At 62.6% G+C, this 22808-nt stretch carries 23 protein-coding genes; 15 read left to right on the forward strand and 8 right to left on the reverse strand.

What is annotated here, in order from left to right; all coding sequences use genetic code 11:
- The first annotated feature begins 17 nt into the window (after window positions 1-17).
- Window positions 18-740 carry an FMN-dependent NADH-azoreductase gene (locus AC3A3Q_RS15110; RefSeq protein WP_487587023.1) on the forward strand — a complete coding sequence of 241 codons (723 nt, stop codon included), beginning with the start codon at window positions 18-20 and terminating at the stop codon, window positions 738-740.
- Between the two features lie 350 nt (window positions 741-1090).
- On the opposite strand, the gene AC3A3Q_RS15115 is transcribed toward AC3A3Q_RS15110, so the two are convergent.
- From AC3A3Q_RS15115 to AC3A3Q_RS15125, 3 genes are all read right to left on the reverse strand, one after another.
- Window positions 1091-3082 carry a ferritin-like domain-containing protein gene (locus AC3A3Q_RS15115; protein WP_487587024.1) on the reverse strand — a complete coding sequence of 664 codons (1992 nt, stop codon included), beginning with the start codon at window positions 3080-3082 and terminating at the stop codon, window positions 1091-1093.
- A gap of 102 nt (window positions 3083-3184) precedes the next feature.
- A complete protein-coding gene (locus tag AC3A3Q_RS15120; protein WP_487587025.1) occupies window positions 3185-4198 on the reverse strand; it encodes an aldo/keto reductase in 1014 nt (337 codons plus the stop codon).
- A 241-nt stretch (window positions 4199-4439) separates the two neighbouring features.
- Window positions 4440-5114 carry a type 1 glutamine amidotransferase domain-containing protein gene (locus AC3A3Q_RS15125; RefSeq protein ID WP_487587026.1) on the reverse strand — a complete coding sequence of 225 codons (675 nt, stop codon included), beginning with the start codon at window positions 5112-5114 and terminating at the stop codon, window positions 4440-4442.
- A gap of 355 nt (window positions 5115-5469) precedes the next feature.
- Here AC3A3Q_RS15125 and AC3A3Q_RS15130 point away from each other — a divergent pair, with 355 nt between their 5' ends.
- Complete coding sequence (locus tag AC3A3Q_RS15130; protein ID WP_487587027.1) at window positions 5470-6195, forward strand: winged helix-turn-helix domain-containing protein; 726 nt, start codon at window positions 5470-5472, stop codon at window positions 6193-6195.
- Window positions 6196-6279: 84 nt separating this feature from the next.
- On the opposite strand, the gene AC3A3Q_RS15135 is transcribed toward AC3A3Q_RS15130, so the two are convergent.
- A complete protein-coding gene (locus tag AC3A3Q_RS15135; protein WP_487587028.1) occupies window positions 6280-7041 on the reverse strand; it encodes an alpha/beta hydrolase in 762 nt (253 codons plus the stop codon).
- Window positions 7042-7374: 333 nt separating this feature from the next.
- On the opposite strand from AC3A3Q_RS15135, the gene AC3A3Q_RS15140 reads away from it, so the two are divergent.
- Window positions 7375-8466 (forward strand): winged helix-turn-helix domain-containing protein, encoded by a 1092-nt coding sequence (locus AC3A3Q_RS15140; protein WP_487587029.1) that lies wholly within the window; start codon window positions 7375-7377, stop codon window positions 8464-8466.
- A gap of 31 nt (window positions 8467-8497) precedes the next feature.
- A complete protein-coding gene (locus AC3A3Q_RS15145; RefSeq protein WP_487587047.1) occupies window positions 8498-10183 on the forward strand; it encodes a winged helix-turn-helix domain-containing protein in 1686 nt (561 codons plus the stop codon).
- Window positions 10184-10217: 34 nt separating this feature from the next.
- Here the strand turns inward: AC3A3Q_RS15145 and AC3A3Q_RS15150 are convergent, their stop codons facing one another.
- A complete protein-coding gene (locus AC3A3Q_RS15150; RefSeq protein WP_487587030.1) occupies window positions 10218-11855 on the reverse strand; it encodes an esterase/lipase family protein in 1638 nt (545 codons plus the stop codon).
- Between the two features lie 372 nt (window positions 11856-12227).
- Between AC3A3Q_RS15150 and AC3A3Q_RS15155 the strand changes: the two genes are divergently transcribed.
- Both AC3A3Q_RS15155 and AC3A3Q_RS15160 read left to right on the forward strand, forming a co-directional pair.
- A complete protein-coding gene (locus AC3A3Q_RS15155) occupies window positions 12228-12758 on the forward strand; it encodes a hypothetical protein (RefSeq protein ID WP_487587031.1) in 531 nt (176 codons plus the stop codon).
- A gap of 338 nt (window positions 12759-13096) precedes the next feature.
- Window positions 13097-13495 carry a hypothetical protein gene (locus AC3A3Q_RS15160; protein WP_487587032.1) on the forward strand — a complete coding sequence of 133 codons (399 nt, stop codon included), beginning with the start codon at window positions 13097-13099 and terminating at the stop codon, window positions 13493-13495.
- Between the two features lie 274 nt (window positions 13496-13769).
- Here the strand turns inward: AC3A3Q_RS15160 and AC3A3Q_RS15165 are convergent, their stop codons facing one another.
- Complete coding sequence (locus tag AC3A3Q_RS15165; protein ID WP_487587033.1) at window positions 13770-14132, reverse strand: DUF3693 domain-containing protein; 363 nt, start codon at window positions 14130-14132, stop codon at window positions 13770-13772.
- A 163-nt stretch (window positions 14133-14295) separates the two neighbouring features.
- Between AC3A3Q_RS15165 and AC3A3Q_RS15170 the strand changes: the two genes are divergently transcribed.
- From AC3A3Q_RS15170 to AC3A3Q_RS15210, 9 genes are all read left to right on the forward strand, one after another.
- A complete protein-coding gene (locus AC3A3Q_RS15170) occupies window positions 14296-14775 on the forward strand; it encodes a hypothetical protein (RefSeq protein WP_487587034.1) in 480 nt (159 codons plus the stop codon).
- Window position 14776: 1 nt separating this feature from the next.
- The gene (locus tag AC3A3Q_RS15175) at window positions 14777-15391 is read left to right on the forward strand and encodes a rolling circle replication-associated protein (protein ID WP_487587035.1); all 615 of its coding nucleotides are present in this window, start codon (window positions 14777-14779) and stop codon (window positions 15389-15391) included.
- A gap of 154 nt (window positions 15392-15545) precedes the next feature.
- Window positions 15546-15851 carry a hypothetical protein gene (locus tag AC3A3Q_RS15180; protein WP_487587036.1) on the forward strand — a complete coding sequence of 102 codons (306 nt, stop codon included), beginning with the start codon at window positions 15546-15548 and terminating at the stop codon, window positions 15849-15851.
- A gap of 3 nt (window positions 15852-15854) precedes the next feature.
- On the forward strand, window positions 15855-16058 hold the full coding sequence (locus tag AC3A3Q_RS15185; protein ID WP_487587037.1) for a hypothetical protein: 204 nt from the start codon (window positions 15855-15857) through the stop codon (window positions 16056-16058).
- Between the two features lie 33 nt (window positions 16059-16091).
- On the forward strand, window positions 16092-16352 hold the full coding sequence (locus AC3A3Q_RS15190; protein WP_487587038.1) for a hypothetical protein: 261 nt from the start codon (window positions 16092-16094) through the stop codon (window positions 16350-16352).
- A gap of 127 nt (window positions 16353-16479) precedes the next feature.
- Window positions 16480-18009, forward strand: coding sequence for a hypothetical protein (locus AC3A3Q_RS15195; protein ID WP_487587039.1), 1530 nt, complete (start codon window positions 16480-16482; stop codon window positions 18007-18009).
- Between the two features lie 3 nt (window positions 18010-18012).
- On the forward strand, window positions 18013-18345 hold the full coding sequence (locus AC3A3Q_RS15200) for a DUF2523 family protein (protein ID WP_487587040.1): 333 nt from the start codon (window positions 18013-18015) through the stop codon (window positions 18343-18345).
- Window positions 18342-19529 (forward strand): zonular occludens toxin domain-containing protein, encoded by a 1188-nt coding sequence (locus tag AC3A3Q_RS15205; RefSeq protein ID WP_487587041.1) that lies wholly within the window; start codon window positions 18342-18344, stop codon window positions 19527-19529. Before AC3A3Q_RS15200 ends, AC3A3Q_RS15205 begins: the two co-directional genes overlap by 4 nt.
- 742 nt (window positions 19530-20271) lie before the next feature.
- Entirely contained in the window at window positions 20272-21252 is a 981-nt protein-coding gene (locus AC3A3Q_RS15210) for a hypothetical protein (RefSeq protein ID WP_487587042.1), read from the forward strand.
- Between the two features lie 19 nt (window positions 21253-21271).
- Here the strand turns inward: AC3A3Q_RS15210 and AC3A3Q_RS15215 are convergent, their stop codons facing one another.
- On the reverse strand, window positions 21272-21529 hold the full coding sequence (locus AC3A3Q_RS15215) for a DUF3653 domain-containing protein (protein ID WP_487587043.1): 258 nt from the start codon (window positions 21527-21529) through the stop codon (window positions 21272-21274).
- A 911-nt stretch (window positions 21530-22440) separates the two neighbouring features.
- Window positions 22441-22808 (reverse strand): Hsp20/alpha crystallin family protein (locus tag AC3A3Q_RS15220; RefSeq protein WP_487587044.1); only part of this gene is annotated, 368 nt, incomplete at its 5' end.

Below are 22808 nucleotides of genomic sequence, written 5' to 3' on the forward strand. Positions count from 1 at the left end.
ACCAGCACAGGTGAATCATGGTCAGGTTACTTCATATCGACTCCAGCGCCCGGCCCGGTCGATCGGGTGAGCAGGCGCACGGCTCGCACACCCGCCGGCTTTCGGCCCGTTTCGTGCGCCAATGGCAGGCAAAGCGACCTCAGGATCCGGTCGTCTACCGTGACCTCGCGCTTTCACCGCCCACGCCGGTCACGGGCCAGTGGGTGCATGCCGCATTCACCGCGCAGGAACAGCGCGAGCCATGGATGCGGGCCGCATTGGCCGAGAGCGACACGCTGGTCGACGAACTGGCGGGCGCGGACCTCATCGTCATCGGCGTGCCCATGTACAACTTCGGCATGCCTTCCACGCTCAAGGCGTGGATCGACAATATCGTCCGCGTCGGACGCACGTTCGGCTTCGATCGTAGCCGCTCCGGCGAACCCTACTGGCCGTTGCTGGCGGATCAGGGAAAGCGCCTGGTGCTGTTGAGCTCACGCGGCGACTACGGTTATCAGCCGGGCGAGCGGCTTGGCGCCAGCAACCACGTCGAAGCCGGCGTCATCACCGCCCTGCGGTACATCGGCATCGACGCTGTCGACCGTATCGCGATCGAGTACGACGAGTTCGCCGACGAACGGCTGCATACGTCCATCGCTGCGGCGGAGGCTGAAGTGGATGCGCTGGCGCTCCGGATGGCGGCGCAGGTGTCAGCGGGGCAGGCGCCCGCAGTCCTGGCCGATGCCGGACATCTGGGGTAGGACGGCCATGAGGGGAGTGCTAATGTGCGATCGAACCGTCTGCGACATTTTCGCGCCACGACTTCGATTACCTCATTGGCAACTGGAACCTGAGGAATCGCAAACTGAAATCGCGGCTCACCGGTTCGACGGAATGGGTCGACTTCACCTCGCGCGTGGAGATGCACCAGATCCTCGATGGCCTGGGCAACATCGACAAGTACACCGAGTCCTTGCCGCCGAAGCCGTACGAAGGCGTGGCGTTGCGCCTGTTCGATCCCAGGACGCGGCTGTGGAGCATCTACTGGGCCGATGGCAACTCCGGCGACATTGGCGCCGAACCTCGCCAGGTGTTGCCACGGCGGCATGGATCAGCTGCGGAATCCGTTACGACGGTGCGTGTCGTCGCAGAATGGCTTGTTCGAAGAGCCCCCGCAGCGGCACAGCCGCGTGGATGTCACGCGATTGATGGTGCGTCCCGTGCCGCAGCAGATCTCAACGTTGCCGCTTAGAACGAGCGGGCCATTGACCTGCGGATCCACGTTCAGCGGACCATCGCGCATCGGCAGTGGTTTCGAATCCACGCTGGCAGGTTCGCCCGTCGCCTGAAAGTGGATGTCGTTGTGGCTGCCGTCACAGAACGGCTTCTGCCTGGATGCGCCGCACCGACACAGCACAGCGCGCATGCCAACGGGTACGCCGTCCAGAACGATGCGGGCGCGCACACCGAGCGGTCCGTTCTCGCGCAACTGGATGAGGTTGACCGGCGGCGGCGCTTCCTCGGCGCCACCGTCGTGGCGGCGATACGCGATCGCGCCCGACGGACACATATGGGCGACGGTGACGAGTGCTTCGGCGCTTGCCGCATCCGGATGGATCCATGCGCCGGGCGTATTGGCCCTGAACACGCCGGGCAGCCCCAGCACGCAGTGACGTGCATGGATGCAGCGCGTACCGTTATAGACGATGTCGACTGCGGGGCCCGGTATCAATTCCGCACCGTTCTCGAGGCGTTGCGGTTGCGTGACCTGGCCCTCTTCGGGCGCACGAACGATTGAAACCTGGACGCTATCGGCATCGGCACCCGACGAGGCTTCCTCGCGCCGGCATCGTTCCGCCTGCGCGGAGAGTCGATTGGCGAGGCGCAGCGTGCCGACCCGAGTGGCTTCCAGCAGGTCGGCCTCCTTCGGATGCATATCCATCAGGCGCTCGCAACGCTCGCCGATCTCGCGCAATCGCTCGACCAGGATATCGACGCTTCCCGCTTCGCCCATGAGTGCCGCCGACGAACGAATGGTCGCGAAGCTCAGGCCGGCGGTAGCCTGCGGCATGCTCGGATTGGCGGGCAGGGTGCCCAGGCGGGTCGCGACGGGCGTGAGCAGGTGCATCAGGTCGACACCTGCCGACACGAGCGCGGCCTGCGCGTCCCGGCCGACGTCGCCATAGGCGAGTGACACGCATCGCAGGCAGTGGTTGTACAGGGCGTTGCCCAGATCAAGCAACGCGGCGGCGGGTTCTTCGCTGACCCAAAGTCGGCCCTCGGGAGTGGGGGGTGGCCGCATGACCGGATTGTGGGCGCTCATTCGCGCGGGACGAAACTCTGGCCGGGTCGCCAGCAGAGCGTCGTACTCGCGACCGATGCGAAGGAAGCGCTGGTAGTGCGAGTCGCCGGTGCACGAGTCGGCGCCTTCGCCCTGGCGCACGATCGCGTCGATGGCCTCCAGGGCCGTTGTCAGGCATCGGACGGTCTTCAATCCGGGCAGCCGTGCGCCGTCGGCGTCGAGCTGGTGCTCAGGATTGCCCACGAACAGGCGCCGTTCGCCCATCGATTCACTCAGGCGCTGCAGGCCGGCCGACACCGAGCGGTACAGTTCGCCTACCGTTTCGTAGTCCGTGCAGGCCGTCATCAGTCGGTCCATGCCGAGCGCACGCGAGTAGCGCTGAGGCGGTTCAAAGCCCTCGCCATCCTGTACTTCGGCGTCGTCGGGCCGCTCGAGGTAGACGAAGTGGGCGAGTGTCTGCCGGTTGAACGGCGCGAGCTTCACCACGACGCCCGCCGGGTGATAGCCGGGCGGGATCGGGAAATTCTGGTGGACCAGATGGGCCGGCGCGCCAAGGGCCGACAGGATGTTGCAGACGATGGCGAGGTGGCCCATCTCCTCCACCGAGACGGCGAGAATCTCGCGGCGCCAGCGCTCGACGGAGTCGAACTCGACTTCCGACAGGTCTTCCTCAGTGCTCTCCTTGAGACTGAAGGCCGCGTACAAGTAGCAGCACATGAGGTGGTGCTCGATCTCGGCCGCTTCGGCGAGTAACGCCCAGAGCTGCTCGCGTGACGTCGGTACGGCGATCTGCTGTTCCAAGCTGGCATCCTCGTTTGTCGATCGGATCGCGGACGCTTCCAGGCGTGACGGCCCTTCATGGAGTCTATCGCCGATGGCAGGGCAGGGCTGGGATCACATCCATCACACGCCGAACGGCAACGGCGCCGCAGGGTCGACAAGCCGTGCCTCGCGCAGCTCGCGCCAGAACGCCTCCGGCACGATTTCGGCCAGTCCCGCGCGATCCTCTGCCACACGGCTCGGCTTGCTCGCACCGGGAATCGCGCCGACGACCGCGGGGTGGGCCAGCGCGAACTGGAGTCCGGCAGCCTTCATGCCGACACCGTGGCGGTCCGCGATCGCTTTGATGCGCGCTACCCGCTCCAGGATCTCGGGCGTGGCGGGCGCGTACTCGAAGTTCGGACCACCGACGAGCGCGCCGGAACTGTAGGGTCCACCGACCACGATGCCCAGTCCGCGTGCAGCCACCCGCGGCATCACGCGCTGCAACGCACGGGAGTGATCCAGCAACGTGTAGCGGCCTGCCAGCAAGAAGCCGTCTGGCCGGGGAACTTCCAGGTCGAGCAGCAGTTCGATCGGTTCCACCCGATTGACGCCCAGCCCCCAGGCCTTGATCACGCCCTCGTCACGTAGCCGGTCGAGAACGCGGAACGCGCCCTTGCGTGCACCTTCGAACACGCCGAGCCACTCATCCCCGTAAAAGTCCTGCGCCACGTCGTGAACCCAGACGGCTTCGATCCGGTCCGTGCCGAGCCGCTGCAGACTGTCGGCAATGGATCGCAACGTGGCATCTTCCGAATAGTCGTTGACGATCCGGTTCGGGCGACCGTACTTGAACACGTCGCCTTTCTCTCCCAGGTCGCGAGCGCTGACATCCTCCACTTCGTCCAGGATCAGGCGTCCAACCTTGGTGCTGATGACGTACTCGTCGCGGGGTCGTCCTGCGAGCGCTTCGCCCAGCCGGATCTCGGCCAGGCCCGCCCCGTAGAAAGGAGCGGTATCGAAGTAGCGGATTCCGTCCGCCCACGCGGCCTCCACGGTGGCCCGCGCCTCCGCCTCCGGAATATCTCGGAACATGTTTCCCAGCGGGGCGGTACCGAAACCCAGCTTGCCGGGAAGAAGATCCTTCAGTGCCATGGTGCACTCCAGAGGCGATGCCTCAGCGAGAGTAGCGCCATGGCCGTGGGCACGCCGACAATAGCGCTGCAGGTCAGTGGACCGCTATCACCGCCATGCCGCATTTGCTGTTCGGCAACAGTGGTCCGAGTGACATCTCGACCCAGGACTTCGCGGTCGCATTCATCGACGAAGTGGAGAACGGGCTCCACCCGCACTAGCGCTTCACTGTCGCACATTGGTTGTGGCGGTATCGAAGTCCTCAGGCACCCTTGAGCGCTCTTGCCAGTGCCTCGCCCACCAGGCTGCCGGAAGCCGGATTCTGGCCCGTGATGAGCCGCCCATCGACTACGAGGTGGGGCTGCCATGGGGCGACTGATGAGTACTGCGCACCGTCCCGCCGGAGGGCGGTCTCGAGGTCAAACGGAACATCCTGGTCGGCGTAACCATTCTCTTCGGCAGTCGAGAACGATGTGAGCTTTCGTCCATGGATGAGCGGAGTGCCGTCATCCAGGGTTACACCGAGGAATGCAACGGGGCCATGACACACAGCCGATACGATCTTGCCGCCGTTCCAGGCCCGGATCACCGCCTTCTTGACGTCGGTGTCCGTCGCGATGTCGACCATCGGACCCAGGCCGCCCGGGAAGAAGATCGCATCGTAGTTGAGCACGTCGACATCGCGCAGGGGCCTGCTATGTGCGAGCCGCCGATAGGCAGCGCTGCCCAGGAACCAGGTCTGGACCGGATCCTTCTCGTCAAAGCCATCCTCGGGCGGTTTTCCGCCCTGCGGTGACGCAAACTCCATCGCGATACCAGCCTTGTCAAGCTCTTCGAAGGGATGGGCGATCTCAGGGAAGAAGAAGCCTGTCTTTCGATTGTGCGGACCGATAAGGCCGGCGTTCGTGGAGATGCAGAGGACGTACTTAACGCTCATGGCGGCTCTCCGGAACTGAATTCGTCATAGGACCGTGCGCTCGCTTGCCACAACTGCGGAAGCGATATCACGAATCAATTCGTATCACGGAACGCACGCAACTGCCCGTCAAACGCTGTGAAGTACTGCTCCAGATCGTGAAGGGGACAAGGCGATATCGAAGGGCGTCGATGCTCGCCATTCCCCTCAAATCGCAACGGAGCTGCGAGCCGCTGGAGGAAGGGTTGCTTACCGTTTTTTACCTTATTTGACCTCCTGCCCTGCGGAGTTTCGAGTAGAACGATCCTGACGCTTGCGCGCGACAACATGACAGACCACTTCCACTCTCGAGTTGGTGGTCTTAGGAGGGTCGGTTATGTACGAAGCCTTCACATTCGGTCCCTTCTGCTTGCAGCCGAGTCTTCGCGTCCTGAAGAAGGGCTCTGCCGAGGTCCCGCTCGGAAGTCGTGCCTTGGACATACTCGTGGCATTGGTCGAGCGCGCCGGGACGGTGCTGACGCATCGCGAACTGATGGGGTTGGCTTGGCCGGACCTGGTGGTCGAGGAGTCCAATGTCCGCGTTCAGGTGTCGAATATTCGCCGGGCGCTGGGGTGCGGACGGGATGGGCTGAAGTACATCTCAAGCGTTGCTGCGCGAGGGTATTGCTTCGTCGCAGAGGTCCATCGAAGTGACGCCGATGCCCGGAAGGCAGAAGTGGCGGCGGCGCCTTTCGGCGTCTCGGCTTACGAGAACCCGCATGCCTTGCTCGATTCAGGTAAGGCAATCGCAGTTATCGGGCAAGCTATCCTGGTCTTGACGACGGCTTTTGCGCCAGCGGGACGCGCCGCCGTTCGCACCGTGCCGGCCCATCCGAAGTTGCATGTTCGCCCGATCCAGGAAGGAACTCTCGGCTACGCGTGCGTCGATGGAGAGATTGTGATCGGGCTGCTGGCGGAAGCGGGCAGTCTTGTCGTTATCGATGCCTCGGCGTTGCCACCTGACTTCCGATCGACCCTGATCGCTCAGGCGACTCCAGCCATAACCACAGATGACGCCAAGGATGATGCAAGCCGGCCCCAGGTGGCGAGCTTGGCTCGCTAAAGCCCGGCGCGGACATCGACTCGTGAGATGCGCTCCATCGGTCGGTGACCCGGTAGCCAGCGGCTCTGGATGGGTGCGGGATGGCTAATCCTTGCCGGACTCGCGCGCCGCCTTCGAGATCAACTCCGCCACTTGCTCCGGATGCGACAGGAACACTGCATGACTCGACGGGATCTCGGTGATCTTGCTGCCGGCCCGCTTCGCCATGTGCCTCTCCAGCTCCGGGTTGATCGTGCGGTCATTGGTCGCGACGATCGCCCAGCTCTTCTTCGTGCGCCACGCAGGGCTGACGTTCGCCGTGGTGAAGGCACGTTTCGAGGCAAGGACCTGCGATCTCGCCATGAAGGATGCGTCGCTGGCAGGGAGGTCTGCTGCGAAGTCGGCATGGAAGACTGCCGGGTCGAAGTACAGATACTCGCCATCGGCGGTCGGCTTTACTCCCGAGCTCGCCGGGGGCTTGGAAGTGGCCAACGTGATCAGGCTCTCACCCTGGTCGGGCTGGAACGCCGCGACATAAACGAGACCGACGACATCGGGCCGATTCCCCGCTTCGGTTATCACCATGCCACCGTAGCTGTGCCCGACCAGGAGCTTCGGACCCTGCTGCATGTCCAGCACCCGACGCGTGGCTGCAACATCGTCTTCGAGCGACGTGATGGGGTTCTGCACCAGGGCAACGTGAAAGCCTTGCTGTTCAAGCAGATCCGATGTCTTGCGCCAACCTGACGAATCGGCGAACGCTCCGTGCACGATGACGATGTTCTTGACTTCGGCGGCCTGCGCCGGGTGCGTGACCGCGCCGAGTGTCGAAGCAAGCACGGCGATCAGAAGGGCGTTGTTGGTCATGTCGAGCTCTCGCCGATGTGTTGTACGAGTCAGCTGCGATCGATGCCTTTGGAAGATCGCGGCACGCAGACGACGCGCTAGGTGAGGTGACGTTAGCATCGGACGATTGCGTTCGCAGTCAATCAGCGTGAAAGGTTGTGAAGTCCTGCGCAGCGCGGTTTGGCGGTTGACCGCTAGCGCGTAGTTTCGTCGTTCCATTACAGAGAATGACCACGATGGCCATTCAGCTTTGATCTGCGTGGGAAACTGGAAGGACGGACATCCTGGTACGTAGCAGGTTTTGCTGCACAAGCCGATAGTGTCAACGAGCCACCGTTGCGAACACTGCATGCGATGAGCGCCTCTTTCCAGTTCGGACCGTTCAGTCTTGACCCCTCTGCGCGTTCGCTGCAGAAGGGTGGTGCTGACGTGGCGGTGGGCAGTCGCGCCTTCGACATCCTGGTGGCGCTGGTGGAAGCCTCAGGAAAGGTGCTCGGCCACCGTGAACTGATGGCCATCGCATGGCCCGGCCTGGTGGTAGAGGAGGCCAATGTCCGGATACAAGTGGCTCAACTGCGCAAGGCGCTGGGGGAGAGGAAGGACGGGACGCGCTATATCGCCAGCGTCGCCAGGCGGGGGTACTGCTTTGTCGCCGAGGTTGTCCGCGCGGTTCGCGAGCCAGGGCAGGGGGCTGAGGTGGCCCAGGGCCCACGTGTCCTGTCTCACATGCCGGCGCCGCTGGAGCGGCCGATCGGGCGTGAGGAGAGCGTGGGTGAATTGACCCGACTGGTCGCACAGTGGCGGCTGGTCAGCGTGGTGGGGCCCGGCGGCTCGGGCAAGACCACGGTTGCCGTTCTGGCCGCGCATGCGCTGGAGTCCTTCGGCGACGCGATATTTTTCGTCGACCTGAGCTTGGTCAAGCGGGACGAGCGGGTGCTCGAAGCGCTGGCTTCGGCCGTAGGCTTCCGGCCCTCCGGGAGCGTCAGCGTGGCCGGGCTGGCAGAGTTCATGGGTTCGCGCACGATGCTGCTCGTGCTCGACAACTGCGAGCACGTCGTTGCGGCGACCGCCCTGCTGTGCAAGCAACTTCGCGAACAGACCCGCAATGTGTCGTTGCTGTGCCAGCCGGGAGGCGCTGCGCTTGACGGACGAGCATGTCTACCTGTTGCGGCCTCTGGCATCGCCGCCCAATACCGGCAAGCTCACGGCGGCGCAGACCCGGGACTGGCCTGCGGTGCAGCTGTTCGTCGAACGCGCGCAGGCGGGCGGTGCGAGGGAGGTTATCGACGACGAGAACGCAGCCAGTATCGCCGCGATCTGCCGACGCATGGACGGCAACCCGTTGGCGATAGAGCTGGTGGCCAGTCGCGTCGCTACCTTCGGCGTGCAGGGCGTGTCGGAGTTGTTGGCGAGCGAGTCTGCCTTGCACTGGCGAGGAAGGCGTGACGCCGCACCTCGGCACCAGACGGTCGAGGCGATGCTGGACTGGACTTACGATCTTCTTCCGCTGCGTGACCGCGTGGCTTTGCACCGACTCTCGGTGTTCTCCGGCAGCTTCCCGATTGACGCGGCGATTCGCGTACTCAGCGATACCCAGTTCGATTCCCCTCAGGCAGCTGCGGCAATTGCAGACCTGGCGGACAAGTCGCTGGTCACGGTGCGATGGGAGAGAGGGGGCACGCGTCTGAGACTGCTGGAGACGACACGCGCATATGCGGCAGCCAAACTTGGCGTCGCTATGGACCGCGATACAACCGCGCGCCGGCACGCGGCCTACTACGCCGAGCAACTGCGGCCCCACGAGGGTACGTTGCGATCCCAGACGAGTGCCACTACCGAGCTGCGCGACGAAGACCTGGACAACGTCCGCGCAGCCATGGACTGGTGCTTTTCGGCCGGTGACCACACGCTGGCCGTGGAGATGAGTGCGCTGGCCGCGCCATTATTGCTGCATCATCGACTGCTGAACGAAAGCGAGCGTTGCTGCGAACGGGCGCTTGGCCTGCTACCCGAGCAACTGCAGTCGACCGCGACTGAGCTCACCCTGCTGGAATCCCTTGCAGTCACGCACGGCTTGATGGCGCGCTTCGGCGACGAGGTTACGTACGTGCTCCGCCGGGGATTGGCACTGAGTCGAAACCTTGGCGACGACCGCTCGACCCTCTATTTCTCCAGCGGTCTCTACCTGACCATGCTGGGGCTAGGTCGCTTCAACGAATCATTGCGGCTCGCCGAGCGGTACGTCGTACTGGCGGAGAGCGAAGGCGATGCAACTGACCGAACGGTTGCGGCCTGGATGATGGGAACCTCCCTGCATTTCGTCGGAAAGCTAATGCCCGCGGTCGAATGGTTCGAGACAGCCCGGCTAACCGCTGCATCGGGTCTACGACCGCTGCAGTACTTCGAAAGCCGCACCAAGATCATGGCCGACATAGGTGTAGCGCGGACCAAATGGGCGCTCGGCCTGCCCGAACAAGCCTTGCAGCTAGCGTGGGCGGCGATCGAACAGGCGAGGGAGCAGCGCTCCACATTGTTCGGCTGCGTCCACATGTGTTTTCCAATATTTCTCATGAATGATCTTGACGCCGCCGCGGAGGCACTGATCCAAGAAGTGCTGGCGGTGTCGACTGAGTATCGCGTTGGCACCCGTCCCTACAACGTTGACATGGTCAAGGGCCTTCTCCTCCAGCATCGCGGGCGTTATGTCGAGGCGGAAGCAGAGTTACGCAAGTGCCTGCCAGGCCTTCGCGTTGCGTTCCTCCGTTTCGATGCCCTGCAGGCGATGGCCGAGGTCCTTCGTACAAACGGAAAGGAAACCGAAGCGCTGTCTTTCATCGATGAGGCAATCTTGCTGGCCCAGGACACCGGCGCGGTGTTCAGTCTTCCAGACCTCATGAGGACCAAGGCTGAAGTGATGATGGTCCAGCCCGAGATCGCGCAAGGGCAGGCGCAGGAACTTCTGGCGGAGGCACTGCAGATCGCAAGGCAGCAAGGGGCGCTCGGCTGGGAGGTTAGGGTAGAACTTGCAATGGCCACCGACCGGTCGGCGACGGCGAATGCCAGCGAGGCAAGGGCGCAGCTGAAGGACGTATATGCGCGTTTTACCGAAGGCCATGACACGCCCCTCTTACGCGCAGTGTACGACGTGTCCACAAGGAAATAGTCCAGGCGCGGTAGTCGGTAGCACGATGCTGCGTTCAAGGGACCCGGGCGGATATGCTCGATTCATCGTTGAGATCTTGATGCAGGATCCGGATGATCTCTGCGATCGCCTCCGGATGGGAGTACACGTCATGTCCGGATTCGACCACAAAGGTCGAGGTAGCGCCTGGAATGACCGCACTGGCCAGTGGCACAACGCCATCACCTTCGGGCGCATGCGACGGCAAACGCCCCGCGATCGTGTGATAGGAAATGCCGGGTACCGGCAAGAGCCGCTCGCTGGCCCGCCGGACGGGCTGTGCAGCCTGCAGTGTCGAGATGCTCGTGATCCTGCCGCTCTGGTAGCTGGCAAGGACCTCGGGCCTGACGACCTCCGGGTGCGCGCGGGCGATGCGACTGAGCGCCTGGATCTCCTGTGGCGCGCGGCCCGCGAGGCCTTTCACGAAACGCGCGTACCACCGGTCTGCGAGCGGGCTTCCTTGATGAGGGGCGGCGAGGTAGATCGCACGGGAGACCCCGGGGTAGGGCGAGAACACGAGGAGACTCTCGATCGCAGCGATGTCGGCCGCATCGCCCGGAACGGCTTCCGGTGGCACCGAGAATGCCGTTGACCACAGGGCGTCGCCCGTTTCTACGCAGAGCAATCTCGACAGAACGCCGCCCAAGCTATGTCCGATCAGCACCATGCCTTGTCGCGCACGATCCACTGCCTCTGGATCCACAATGTTCCACGCCGTGTCCAGGTAGCCCGCAATGCGGCGCCGTGCGACGAAGAGCGGATCGTCGGTCGAGTAGACGAGGTACCAAACCTGGAAATGCCGGCGCAGTTCCGGGTCGCTCCAGACCGCATTCGTCAAACGACTCCAGGCTAAGGGACTGCTACCCAGACCATGCACCAGGATCAACGGCCGCTTCTCCGGATCGTAGTCCTCCATCAGGTAGACGCCGGCGCGACGTCCGGCTTGACGGCCGCCCATCAAGCCGAGCAGCCCCAAACGACCGATCGGTGACGAACCCATTACGTGGGCGTAGGCCGCAGAGGTGTCCTCGGCCAATGACACTTGTGTGCTTCCAAGCTCAACCGAAGTTACTCGCAAGGGATCGGCAACTACCAGCCGCACGTCGGCCTCGGGGTCGGATTCGAGCCAAGCGGTCGCCGTACGAGACACGCCGGAGAACGGCAGCAGCTTGCACAGCGGCCTGTCTCGACAGCGCGGACTCACGACCACGACGGGAATGCCCAGTCCGGGTCGCAAGAAGCGCGTTCCGCCATAGACGCGCATGGAAACCTCTGATGCCTTGACGATGCGCAAGCTACTGCCCACGTAGGCAGACAGGCCGCGAAATTCGACCCGCACGGAGTTGCCCTGGACGCGGGTCGGCCCCGCGCGCCACTTGGGCTGATCCCGAAGGGCCGCAACGAGCCACTGGCCCGTACAGGTGTTGGCCAGGCTCAGGGATTCCGCCGTGTTCTGGCCTCGCTGCAATGCCGCATGCGCGTTCCGTGCGCAATCCATCCAAAGCCTGGATGCCAAACGCGATCTCGCCCGTGGGGCCCGCTGCGCCTGCGCGCGAGCCAGAACCAAGTCATCCTCATCTGTCACGGACTCTTGCGCGGCGCCGAAACGTGCCGCTCCGGCGCTGTCGGCCATGGCAAGAGCAAGAATCAACATGCTGCCACCAACAAGGCACCGGAACCTCCCGGCGAAGACCGATTCGAGGCGGGGACGCCTCATCTTGCACACTCCCTGTTGGATAGACCAAGCGTGGCGCCAGGCACGTGCCGACGCTAGTCAATCGGTATCAATTCCCGTGAAGCCGGAAGCGCGCTGCGTGCGGCGCGGGCAGGAACGAGTGTCAAGGAAGGTAAAGAGACGTAAAGATGGCCTCCTTGCCGGTTCGAACGCGCGTATGGTGAATGCCACATTCCTGCCGCCCGCTAGACGTCATGCCCCAGATGCGCGCCATCCTGCTTGCTCGATTGGATCGATTCTTGACCGGGCGAAACTAGCAAGCCGGCAGCGGTGCCAAGCGCCGAGGACACCATGGACCTGAGCATTGTCGCGTCGATCAGTCAGGTTGCCGCTGCCGCCGGGGTGGTTACGTCTGTCCTGTACCTTGCAAGGCAGATCAAAGGTCAGAACAGTGACCGCAGCCGGTTGGCAGTCAACATTCTGGTCGGCCAGTGGAATGCTGTCGTGAAGTCGTTCGTCGACAGCGAGGAGTTCTGCGATCTGTACCTACGCGGACTCAAGAGTTTTCACCAACTAAGGCCAGCCGAGAGAGTGAGACTTGGTTCATTCCTTGGCATGCATTTCAAGAACTTCGATGAGATGTATCACTACCACCTGGATGGCACGCTGGGGCGATCACATTGGGACGTTATCGAGCGAATGATCGCCGATCTGATTTCCTGTCCTGGCATCCTGGAGTGGTGGATGGCGCGACACGATTGGCACACGGACGAATTCTCTTCGCTGGTTGACCAGATCGCATCCAGAAACGCAACCTCAACCGCTTACGATCATTTCCTCGCCGCAGCAAGCGATGACCATGAAAGAGCTGGGCTCCAGTAACACGAGGCTATGAGCCACGAAGAGTGCGCACTCTCCGCCCGCAGCCATGTTGAGATATGCACGGCCAACGTGGCAGTGACAATGGCGTGGGCCTTTAGGGTCGTTGGGGGAGGGCGGAGGCCAAGACCGGTGCTAATTTCCGCTTGCGACCCATGGGTAAGTCGATTTCGAAATGCATGAATTCGGTTGCTGCGATCGCAATTGGGCGCTTGTCGCCCAGGAGCTCCGCCTGGGTGCAATGAGTGTCGCTTCTGATGATAGCGGACGCTCGGCTAGATCCACCGAGGGGGCGGTGCTAACGTCCGCTTTCGACCTGAAGCGGACATCTGATCTTTGCCATGAAAGGACTCAATCGTACTCGCCTCACATTGCTGGCCTCCCCGTTCCTTGTGCTTGTCGGGATGGCAAGCGCGACGGAAAGCCCCGCCGCTCCTGAGTGGCTCGTCGGGACGTGGACCAAGACAGTCGACGAAGATCAGGGACCGCCGGACTCCATCACCTTCCGAAATGACGGCACGTTTGCCACGTACGACGACCGATGCCGCGCGCACACCAATACCTATTTCGTGAAGAATGGATTGGTCTTTCTGGTGATTCCGCTGGAGAAGGGTCCCATCGCCCTCGTGCTCGATCCAGGCGATGACCATGCGACCATGAGGTTCACATCGCCGCGGACGCGGAACAGCGCTGTGTACGTTCCATCCAGAGGTCCGCACTGTAGTTTGCAGGGAAGCTGATCCCGGCAAACGAGGTGGTACCTGGCTGCCAGGGCCGTCGCCCCACAAGAGGCCCCGCAGCCGGTCGATTGTCATGCGCTGGCCGTCGTCAGATACGAGATGGCGGCCTCGCAGCCGCCATCCGTACCAGTCGTCTTCGAAGCCGTTGTTCATGCGGGCGCTCCCGGGGGATTGAGGAGAGTCACCGTGATATCGGCCAGCAGCAGGGCGACTCCTGCAGGGAAACGCCGCGCCAAGGCGTCAGAAAGCCGCGCCCGCCAGGCTCTACGTCTGTTTACATAATATGCATTGCTACCGAAGTCGCGGCAGAGTTCAGTGCCGCAGCGTTCGCGTTTCCAATTGGGAATAGGGCGACGGCGAGGGCAGCCGCCGCCCCCAGTTGACGCGCGAGTCGCGCCCAAGCCTTTCCAGCAGGACCTTCCGTCCGCTCGGCCTTCACAGCGACGAGCCACTTCACGGGATCTTCGTGCGCAAGCTCCGCGAGCTGCGCGATGTGGTCTTCACTCGGATAGCTATCACCGCTGCGCCATTGGCTAACCACCTGGCGACGCCAGCCCATGGCTACGGCAAATGCGTTGTCCGATGGCATCGCCTTGGCCTGCTTCGCACGGTCCAGCAGATCTGAAATTGCACTCATGTCCGGTAGCCTCTTGACATATGTCCGTCAATCACTTTACATGCACTCTGTCCGGTAAGCACTGGACAGGGCCGACCCGCCGGGGACAGGCCCCGGCGGAAGGGGAGCCCCCTACGACCCGCCGCCGAGGTCCCCGGCAACCAGCCGTAAGGGGGCAGGGCACATGGAAGTGGAATTCGCCGCAGCAATGCTCATCAACGCCGCCCAGGTGGCGCTGCTGTTGGTCATGCTTCGAGGGTGGGCGCTGTACACACGCGCCGCCGACTTCGCGGTCCACCGGGCCAATCAGCCCAGCCGGGAGAGGGCGCTCCTGGAGCGCGTTGCAGCGAGCTACTGCGGCGAGAGGGATGCCAACCGTTCGGCAATCTCGCGCAGCACGGACCGGAACGCGTTTGCCGAGGCCGAATCCCCCTCGACCAATCTGAGCAGTTCGGAGATCTCGTCCTCCAGTCGCCTCAGCTGTCCCGGCGTCGACAGGGCAAGCGCACGGGTGAGGCTGGTGGCCAGCGCACCGATCAGTTCAAGGATGGGTTCGTCGTTGTGCGTCATGGCCGCAAATGCTGCCACGGATCGGCGGTTCGCGCACTTCACCGGCGGCATCGATGACTTCATCGCCGCCGGCGGCCTGAGCGACCGGGCGTGACGTGTCATCCGGCCATGTCGAACTTCTGGATCAACCGGAGTTGCACGGTTCAGCGGATACGCGTGTCCGCGACGCGTGGGCTGAGCTTCTCCGGCGATACCCCGCACATTGCTTCGCAACTCTCACTTTTCGGCGAGACAAGTTCTACACCGACAAAGCGACAGGGAAGATCGTCGCGGTCAATCGAACCGGCAGTAACGGTTCTATGCATCCTGAAGCAGCCGACAAGGCGTTTCGCTTCTTCGTCAGTTGCATCAATCGCGAAATCTACGGCCCCAAATGGGGCACTCGATGGCACCGCGGCATCCAATGGGCCCGCGGGCAAGAGTTCCACAAAGACGGGCGCCTGCACTTCCACGCGCTGCTCTCAGCGCCGACTGGCGACCTCAACCACCTTGTCTCTCGCTACGCCTGGCACGAGTGGTGGTACCGCGAGTTCGGTCGCAACCAGATCGAGCAACCGCGCAGCCAGCACGACGTCGCCAGCTACGTCAGCAAGTACGTCGTCAAAGACGGCGAAGTCGACTTCTCCCCGAACTTCGGGGCGTGGCAACCGCCGCGCCCGGACTACGCAGTAGCACCTGAGCAAAGGGACCTGTCCGGGGTTCCGCTGTAGCAAACCGGGCACCTGCGGACTGATGCAAGCATCGCGCGGGTAGGGCACCAAGAGGGGGCGGCCGATGAGGCGCAGTCCTTAGCTTGACCCTACCAGTCCGCCTGAAATTCACCGATGACCGACAGAAAACCGACCAACGACAAGGACTGAAAACATGAGCCTGATCAACGCACCCATCATCACCATCCTCGGCAACGTCGAGAGCCGCACCATCACCGTCAAGGGCTTCCCGAAGGCCGTGCACGGCCAGCTGGCATCGGTGGAAACCGAGCAGATGCGCATGCAGATCGAGATCGAGCACGACGATCCGAACAAGGGCTACAAGATCGGCGAGAAGTTCTACTGGGACGTGAGCGCCGACCTCGTTCCGGGTCAGTTCGGACGCATGGAGCTTGCCCGCAAGAAGACGCTTCGCCCGCTGGTGGCCGAAGCCAAGAGCGCGCCGGCCAAGGCCGCATAACCCATGGGCACCGTGTACGTCCAAGCCTGCGACGTGGCGCATATCGCCGCCGACGGGACGTGCGCGGTGCCGGTGTGGGTCGAGAAACCCGAGCCAGTGTTGCCGACGCTCACGCTGGCCGAAGGCACTCAGGTGGCACTCGCCATCGTCAGTGTCTGGACCGTCGGTCTGTGCTTCCGCCTGTATCGGCGGGCAGCGCAGCAATAGCGTCGAAACCCTCAACCACGAAAGGAGAAGACCATGAACGCAATGAATCCGCAGTCCCCCGCCATGCGCGCCCGCGACCGCGCCAAGAGCCTGCGCCGCCGTGTGGCCGCCGCCACTACCGCCATCACCGCCTCGCTGTTCTCCGTCGCCGCCTGGGCACAGGCCACCGACGTGGGCGCCGCGATCACGTCCGAGGTCACCAACGCCAAGGACAAGGTGAGCGGCATCCTCGTGATCCTCGCCGCCATCGTCGGCGTGCTGCTGCTGTGGGCTTACGTGAAGAAGGCCCGCTGATCGATCACCACGGCAGGGGAGGGAGGGCCGCCGCGTGCGGCCCTTCTCTCTAGGAGGGTAGGGATATGGGCTATTTCGTCATCGTTGCGATTCTCGGCGCGTTCTGGCTCGCCTACGAGGCGGTGTGATGCGCCACCTCTACGCGCTCGCACTGCTCGCGCTTCTCACCCTATGGCCCGCAGGCGAGGCCCGCGCCGATTACCAATGCGACGGCTTTGAAGATCAGTGCACGTACTCGCAGGCGATGAATGCCTGCCAGGCGTACATCGCGACGCAGCCGACCGGCTCCGGAGGCACGACGTACTCCTACCGCTGCCGGGTCATCGGTGCCGATTTCATCGGCCAAGAAATCCAGATCAACAGCAACCCGTGGGGCATGCAACTGGGCTTCCGTTTCATTGGTGGCATCAACTGTCCGAGCGGGCAGGAGGTCAATCCTGACGGCGGGTGCAGGTGCCCGGGCGGATACAAGTTCGATCCGTATGACACGAACACCTGCATGAACGACAGCAAGTGTCGGGCGTTGAACTCGGGTCTTGGTGGGGCAGAGCGCACGATGACCGGTAGCAGCTATTGCCCTGCGGTCGGTTGCCAGATGCGAGTCAACGCCGCCTCCGCCACCTCGCGCAACGGCCAGGGCGGTGTACTGGTGTCGGGAATGTTTGAGTACACCGGCGAGTCGTGCAGCAAATCAGCGGAGAACCCCGAGCCGGCACCGGACAAGCTGACACCGAATCCGCCGCCGCAGGAGTGCGTGACGTACTCCAGCGGCCAGACGTTCTGCCAGAAGCGGGACGGGCAACAGTGCTACACCACCAGCAACGGCAGGCAGAACTGCTGGCGTCCCGGTGAGACCGGTGAGAAGACCGACGGCCCGGTCATGCAGAAGCGCAATGCCGGTCCGACCGAGGTTCCACCGCAGAACCTGCAATTGCCCTCCGGCGATTCGTTGCAGAAGTCCGGCCAATCGGTGACGGATACGACCACTAGCCGTGGCACGACGATTACCACGACGACGACCAACTACACGACAACCAATGGCACCAACGCCAGCGGTGGCGGCACTGGAAAAGACAGCGGCGAATCCGGCACCGGTGACGGCAGCGGACAGTCCGGCGAGGGCGACGACAAAGGCACGGCCACCGGGGGAGGGGACTGCAAGACCCCGCCCATCGTCACCGGGGATCAGGTGTTGGGAATGGTCGCCACACAGGCGTGGCACACCCGCTGCGCCGTGGAGGCCGGCAACGCGGCGAAGGTCACTGGTGACGTAGGCAACTGCGCCCAGCCGTACACGGTGGAGGGCGACAACGCCAACGCCCACCAGCTGCGGGCTATGCGCGCCGCGATCTGTGGCCAAGACGCCAACGGCAACAAGCGCCCGGATTGGACCGAAACCAACGGCACCGAGACGCCAGAGCCGGGGGAGGGCGACGAGGAACCCGGTGTGATCGGGAAGCTCATCAACACCGATGCCCTCGACTCGGGCGGCTTCCTAGGTGGCGGCTCCAGCTGCCCGGCCATGGGCGTGGTGGATCTGAAGTTCGCCCAGGTCGATCTTTCGTCCGCGTCGTGGTGGTGTCCCTTCGTTTCGATGTGCCGCGCCATCTTGCTGCTGATGGGCGCGTTCATCGCCATTCGCCTGCTGATGGAGTAGCCCATGAATCCCTTGAGCTTCATTGCCGATATGGCAAAGGCCGTTGGCCGCTTTGTGTTCTCGGCCTTTCGCGATGGCATCGGCCTGTTGGTGGCCAAGCTGCTGGGCGTGTTCGGCCTGACGGTTATTTCGATGAGCGCCTTGCTTCCGGACCTCAAAGGCTTCTTGTCCCAGTACGCCGCCTCGTTGCCACCGGTCGTGCTCGAGTTTGCCAGCGCTATCGGGCTGGACGTGTTCATGACCATGATCGTCAGCGCCTTGTCGATCAAGCTGGCAACCAAGGTGTTCATCGTGCCCACCTCGGTGGCCAACCAGTTGCCGGGGCAGCAGCCATGATCTATTGGTACACGGGTCAGCCAGGACACGGCAAAACCCTACACGCGATCGATCACGCCCTGAATTTCCGAGACGAAGGCCGGCTGGTCTACGTCGGCAACGTTCGCGGCTTCAAACACGATCAGGCCCGCGTGCTGCCGATCAGCCCGGAGCAGTTCTGCGACTGGATGAACTTCCTGCCCGATGGCGCTGTGTGCGTCATTGATGAAGCCTACGAGCACGGCATGCTGCCCAAGCGCGCTCCCGGTTCAAAGGTCCCGGACCACGTGCGCGAGCTGGCCAAGCACCGCCACCGGGGCTTGGATTTCATCTTCGTCTCGCAGTCGCCGGCCAAGCAGGTCGATGAGTTCGTGCACGACCTGATCGAACGGCATATCCACGTGCGCCGCCGCTTTGGCTTGCCGTTCGCTCACCTGCGGATCTTCGACCGGTTCGAACGCAATCCTGAGAAGGGCCATCCGCTGATCCTCAAGCGGGTGAAGCTGCCCAAGCGGCCGATGGGGCTGTACGAATCGACGGTCCTGGACACGACAGAGCGAAAGATTCCTTGGTACTACATCGCGCTCCTGGTCGGCCTGCCGGCCACCGCTGCGGGGGCGTGGTACCAGTTCCGGGAGGTGGAAGCCTCCTTTGGCGGAACGGCGCAGAACGCCACGGCTCAAGCGACAAGGGACGGAGCGGCGAACGGAGCGCCAGCGACGGTCGCCGCGACGGACCCAGCAGCGCCGAAAGTGCCAAACCGAGAAAGTGACTACGTGGGGTGGCTGACGCCGCGCATTGGTGGCCAGCCGTGGACCGCACCGGCCTACGACAAGCTGACCCTGCCGATGCAGCCGCCGCGCATCTTCTGCATGGCCTCGGGCCACGATGGTGGCGATAGCTGCACGTGCCTCACAGAGCAGGGCACTCGTTACGTCGTGGAGCAGAACCGATGCCAGATGATCGCCCGCGATGGCCAGTACGAGCCGTTCCTTGATGAGGTGCAAGGCGAACGTAATCGCCTGGACGATGCGACCCAGTTGCGACGGCTGGCCGAGCGGCAGGAGCGCCAAGCGGAGCGGGGCGGGGGTGTAGGGGGTGTACCCCCTACGGAGACTGCTCTCCCCGGTGCAACGATCAATGCCCCGCAAATGAGCGGATATGGCGAAATCGGCGCCGCCTCCCCCCGAACCGCCCCTAGGTGACGCTTGGCGCCTTTCAACTTTAGGCTTGGTCCAGTTAGTATCAAAGTCACCAACTGGGAGGGGGCCCAAATTGGAAGCTTTGCTTACATACCTGCGCAGCGGTTCAGTGCTGTCCGTCGCAGTGGCAATCGCCGTGGTAGCTGCTGGAGTAGGGGTACTCTCAGGGGCAGCTGAGGAATCCATCTGGCGTTCTTGGATTAGAGCTCGCGGAGAGTAGGACGCGCCCAAGAAGCGACCACGACAAATTCGCCCTTCCGTTTGATCGGCTTTTGTTACGCTGGTCTGAGTTCGCGGGAGGGACAAAGTAATGCAAAGGGGACTGCTTATTTTGGGGGTGCTGTGGACGTTCGGCGCGGCGGCACAGGTTCACGTAACCAGGCAGAGGTACCCGGACCCGCCAAAGCCACGCACGCCTGCGGCACATAGCGCCAAGCAGATGGACTGCAAGGCGATGACGCAGGCCGATCCACGAATGCTCCACTTTTGCGAGCAGATCGATTACGACTTCGGCGTCGGATACACAGCGCGTGCGTTTGGAACGCCTCGGCCTTCCCGTGAAGTCGTGTCGTTACCTGCCCACGGGAGCCAAGAATCGAAGCAGTTGGGGGTGGCCTGCATTGGTCAGCTGGCGATGCGCCGACTTGAGAACGGTTGGGAGCAGCTTCGTGACCGCGAAGGCAATTATCTGCGATGCCGAGATCTATAGGGGAAGGGCACTGTGAGCACACCTAGTTTGAATTCCTTGAACAACGCGGTCCTTCTTTTCGCTGGCATGAACGTGGCTTCGTTCACCACGCGCCCGGATCAATGGGGGCCGATCAACTTTGACGCTGCACGCGATGATCTGAATGCAATTTGTGAGCTAGCAACAGTGCTCGCCAGCCTTCCTTTGCAGAAGCTTCCCGATTTTGTGCTTCCGCAAGTGATTCGCGCCTTTGAGAACGCCGCTTCCGTCGCGCAGAAGATTAGCAACTTCAACATCCAAGGAAGGCAAACCACGCCGACTGCGGAACGGGATCAGCTTGTTGTTGAGGTCCGACAAGTTTCCCATGAGCTCTTGAACCTCCTGCATTCGTGGATTCCATATTTGGCCTACGTCCAGGGCGAAATCCCAAGGCATCTAAAGTTCATATCTGAGAGTGTCGCGACAACGCAGGTGCGGTCAGTCGAGTTCGACGAGCACTTGAAGCAGCGTCTCACCGAGCTTGACGAAACGATCAGTGCAGCTCGAGAAGCAGCAGCGAAAGAGGGTGTCGAGCATTTCGCTCACGATTTCGCTCAGGATGCGATCGATCGAGAGTCGGACGCGCTGCATTGGCTCGCCGCGTCGGGTGCTTTGGCCTTAGTTACTCTTGGTATCGCGGTCGCTTCGTTTTTCTTCAGTCTTCCGGTTTCGCCTGCTCAGATCGTTCAATACGCCACGACCAAGGTGATTGTCCTAGCGCTGCTCCTTGGGGCGACTGCTTGGTGCGCAGGAAACTACAAGGCGAACAAGCACCAGGCCGTGGTGAGTAGGCGAAAAGCGCATGCGCTCGGAACGTTCCGTGCATTTGTGCATGCGAGCGACAATCCTACGATTCGCGATGCTGTGCTGCTCGAGACGACTCGGTCGATCTTTGGCCACGCGCAAACGGGATATCTGAAAGCGGACGGCTCAACGGATTCTCCGTCTCAGATTATTGAGATCATCAAGGGCGGCACTGACTTAACACCCCGAGCTTAGTTCTGCCGAGGCGCAGGCGCTAAGACGCCGCGATGCCGTGTTGTCGGTATGTGCCCAAGTCGATCACGACGACTTTGACCATCTGGGACTTAGTGGATGCCTTGCGGGCTTCCTCTGCCTTGCGGCGGCTGGCATACCCGGCAAGACGCAGTTCCATCTTGTCTCGCCACATTAGGCCCCGTAGGCGCTCGATGCTCATGCGTTGGCCGTCGTCAGAAACGAGATGGCGGCCTCGCAGCCGCCATCCGTACCAGTCGTCTTCAAAGTCGAAGTTCATGCGGGCACCCCCTGTGCCGATTGCCATTTCACAGAGGGATAGGTAACCGCCATGACGGGGCGGGCTGATGTAGGAAAAGCCCGCGAGGACCTGTAGGCCAGCCTTCTGGCCGCCTTCCGCACAGTTGACATAATATGCATTATGCGAAGTGGCTCATGCGCCAGATTCGCCAGATCTTCCGGCCTGTAGGTCCTTTCCGACCCGCCCCCCGCGACTTAATCCCATCCAGTCACAAAGCCGGGAGCCGATATATGGCTCCCGGTCCATTCCAGTTGGATCTCCGATGACAACTGACCAGAGGCCGCCGTGCTGGCGGCCAGGCAAAGCCTGCCCGAACGATTGCGCGGCACGTCTCCATCAACAAGTTGTCTACAACCATCAAGCCCTCAATGGCCTTGGGCCGGCTGGAGACTGGCCGGCGCCCGACTGGTCGCACCTGGCGGCGAATGGATTGCGCCGCATCAGCTGGACCGCTGGCTTTGGCGTCACGCCCGAATGTTCAAAGACTAGATCAACGTCCGCTAACGGCCAGAAGCGGACATTCCCGCCGTCATCCGGCCTCTCCTGGCGCATGGAGACGCACTAATTGCCCTTGCATGCAACCGCGTGTTCGACCAACTCGGCTGTCCAATCCTCAGCAAACGCAAAGCACCTCTCGGTGACGTATTCGCTGCCACGAGCGTACACGGGCAACACCGCAGGACCGGACGCAATATCCGAAACTGTCGTACGCCATGCAGCCAAGCAGGCGTCCGGATCGGGATGCGTACGAATCAAAGCCCGTAGTGCCATCCGAAGGACAAGAACCTGAGCCTGCAAATCGCAAAGCGCTTCCTCCGTCAGTCGGTCCATAGGCTCCCACCAACATTGAGGTAAAAGAAAGCGCCCCGCCTCTGCGGGGCGCTACTAGATCAGTTGTTGAAGGTTGATCCCACCTGGATGCGGCGCGGGGTGGTCTCGGGACGCTTCGGGATCATGATCTGCAACACGCCGTTGTGACCGGTCGCCGTAATCCCTTCAGGGTCCGCGCTATCGGGGAGGGCAAAACGGCGGTGGAAGCTGCCGTGTTGGCGCTCGATGCGGGAGAAGCGTTCGCTTTCGTCGATCTCGCTCGTACGCTCTCCTTTGATAGTGAGCAATCCCCTATCCATCTGCACATCGATGTTCTTGGGGTCCACGCCGGGAATATCGGCATAGAGGATGAAGCGGTCCTGCTCTTCCTTGATGTCTACTAACGGGATCCATTGGCTAGTCACGACTGACGATTCGTCCCTAGAGC

The organism is Lysobacter sp. Soil_C_59, from assembly GCF_057656415.1.

Bases quoted from the DNA above. Each gene is read 5' to 3' on its own strand.
- AC3A3Q_RS15110 (WP_487587023.1), top strand. From the start codon at position 18: ATGGTCAGGTTACTTCATATCGACTCCAGCGCCCGGCCCGGTCGATCG.
- AC3A3Q_RS15120 (WP_487587025.1), bottom strand. From the start codon at position 4,198: ATGGCACTGAAGGATCTTCTTCCCGGCAAGCTGGGTTTCGGTACCGCC.
- AC3A3Q_RS15125 (WP_487587026.1), bottom strand. From the start codon at position 5,114: ATGAGCGTTAAGTACGTCCTCTGCATCTCCACGAACGCCGGCCTTATC.
- AC3A3Q_RS15130 (WP_487587027.1), top strand. From the start codon at position 5,470: ATGTACGAAGCCTTCACATTCGGTCCCTTCTGCTTGCAGCCGAGTCTT.
- AC3A3Q_RS15135 (WP_487587028.1), bottom strand. From the start codon at position 7,041: ATGACCAACAACGCCCTTCTGATCGCCGTGCTTGCTTCGACACTCGGC.
- AC3A3Q_RS15140 (WP_487587029.1), top strand. From the start codon at position 7,375: ATGAGCGCCTCTTTCCAGTTCGGACCGTTCAGTCTTGACCCCTCTGCG.
- AC3A3Q_RS15145 (WP_487587047.1), top strand. From the start codon at position 8,498: ATGCTGGACTGGACTTACGATCTTCTTCCGCTGCGTGACCGCGTGGCT.
- AC3A3Q_RS15150 (WP_487587030.1), bottom strand. From the start codon at position 11,855: ATGTTGATTCTTGCTCTTGCCATGGCCGACAGCGCCGGAGCGGCACGT.
- AC3A3Q_RS15155 (WP_487587031.1), top strand. From the start codon at position 12,228: ATGGACCTGAGCATTGTCGCGTCGATCAGTCAGGTTGCCGCTGCCGCC.
- AC3A3Q_RS15160 (WP_487587032.1), top strand. From the start codon at position 13,097: ATGAAAGGACTCAATCGTACTCGCCTCACATTGCTGGCCTCCCCGTTC.
- AC3A3Q_RS15165 (WP_487587033.1), bottom strand. From the start codon at position 14,132: ATGAGTGCAATTTCAGATCTGCTGGACCGTGCGAAGCAGGCCAAGGCG.
- AC3A3Q_RS15170 (WP_487587034.1), top strand. From the start codon at position 14,296: ATGGAAGTGGAATTCGCCGCAGCAATGCTCATCAACGCCGCCCAGGTG.
- AC3A3Q_RS15180 (WP_487587036.1), top strand. From the start codon at position 15,546: ATGAGCCTGATCAACGCACCCATCATCACCATCCTCGGCAACGTCGAG.
- AC3A3Q_RS15185 (WP_487587037.1), top strand. From the start codon at position 15,855: ATGGGCACCGTGTACGTCCAAGCCTGCGACGTGGCGCATATCGCCGCC.
- AC3A3Q_RS15190 (WP_487587038.1), top strand. From the start codon at position 16,092: ATGAACGCAATGAATCCGCAGTCCCCCGCCATGCGCGCCCGCGACCGC.
- AC3A3Q_RS15195 (WP_487587039.1), top strand. From the start codon at position 16,480: ATGCGCCACCTCTACGCGCTCGCACTGCTCGCGCTTCTCACCCTATGG.
- AC3A3Q_RS15200 (WP_487587040.1), top strand. From the start codon at position 18,013: ATGAATCCCTTGAGCTTCATTGCCGATATGGCAAAGGCCGTTGGCCGC.
- AC3A3Q_RS15205 (WP_487587041.1), top strand. From the start codon at position 18,342: ATGATCTATTGGTACACGGGTCAGCCAGGACACGGCAAAACCCTACAC.
- AC3A3Q_RS15215 (WP_487587043.1), bottom strand. From the start codon at position 21,529: ATGAACTTCGACTTTGAAGACGACTGGTACGGATGGCGGCTGCGAGGC.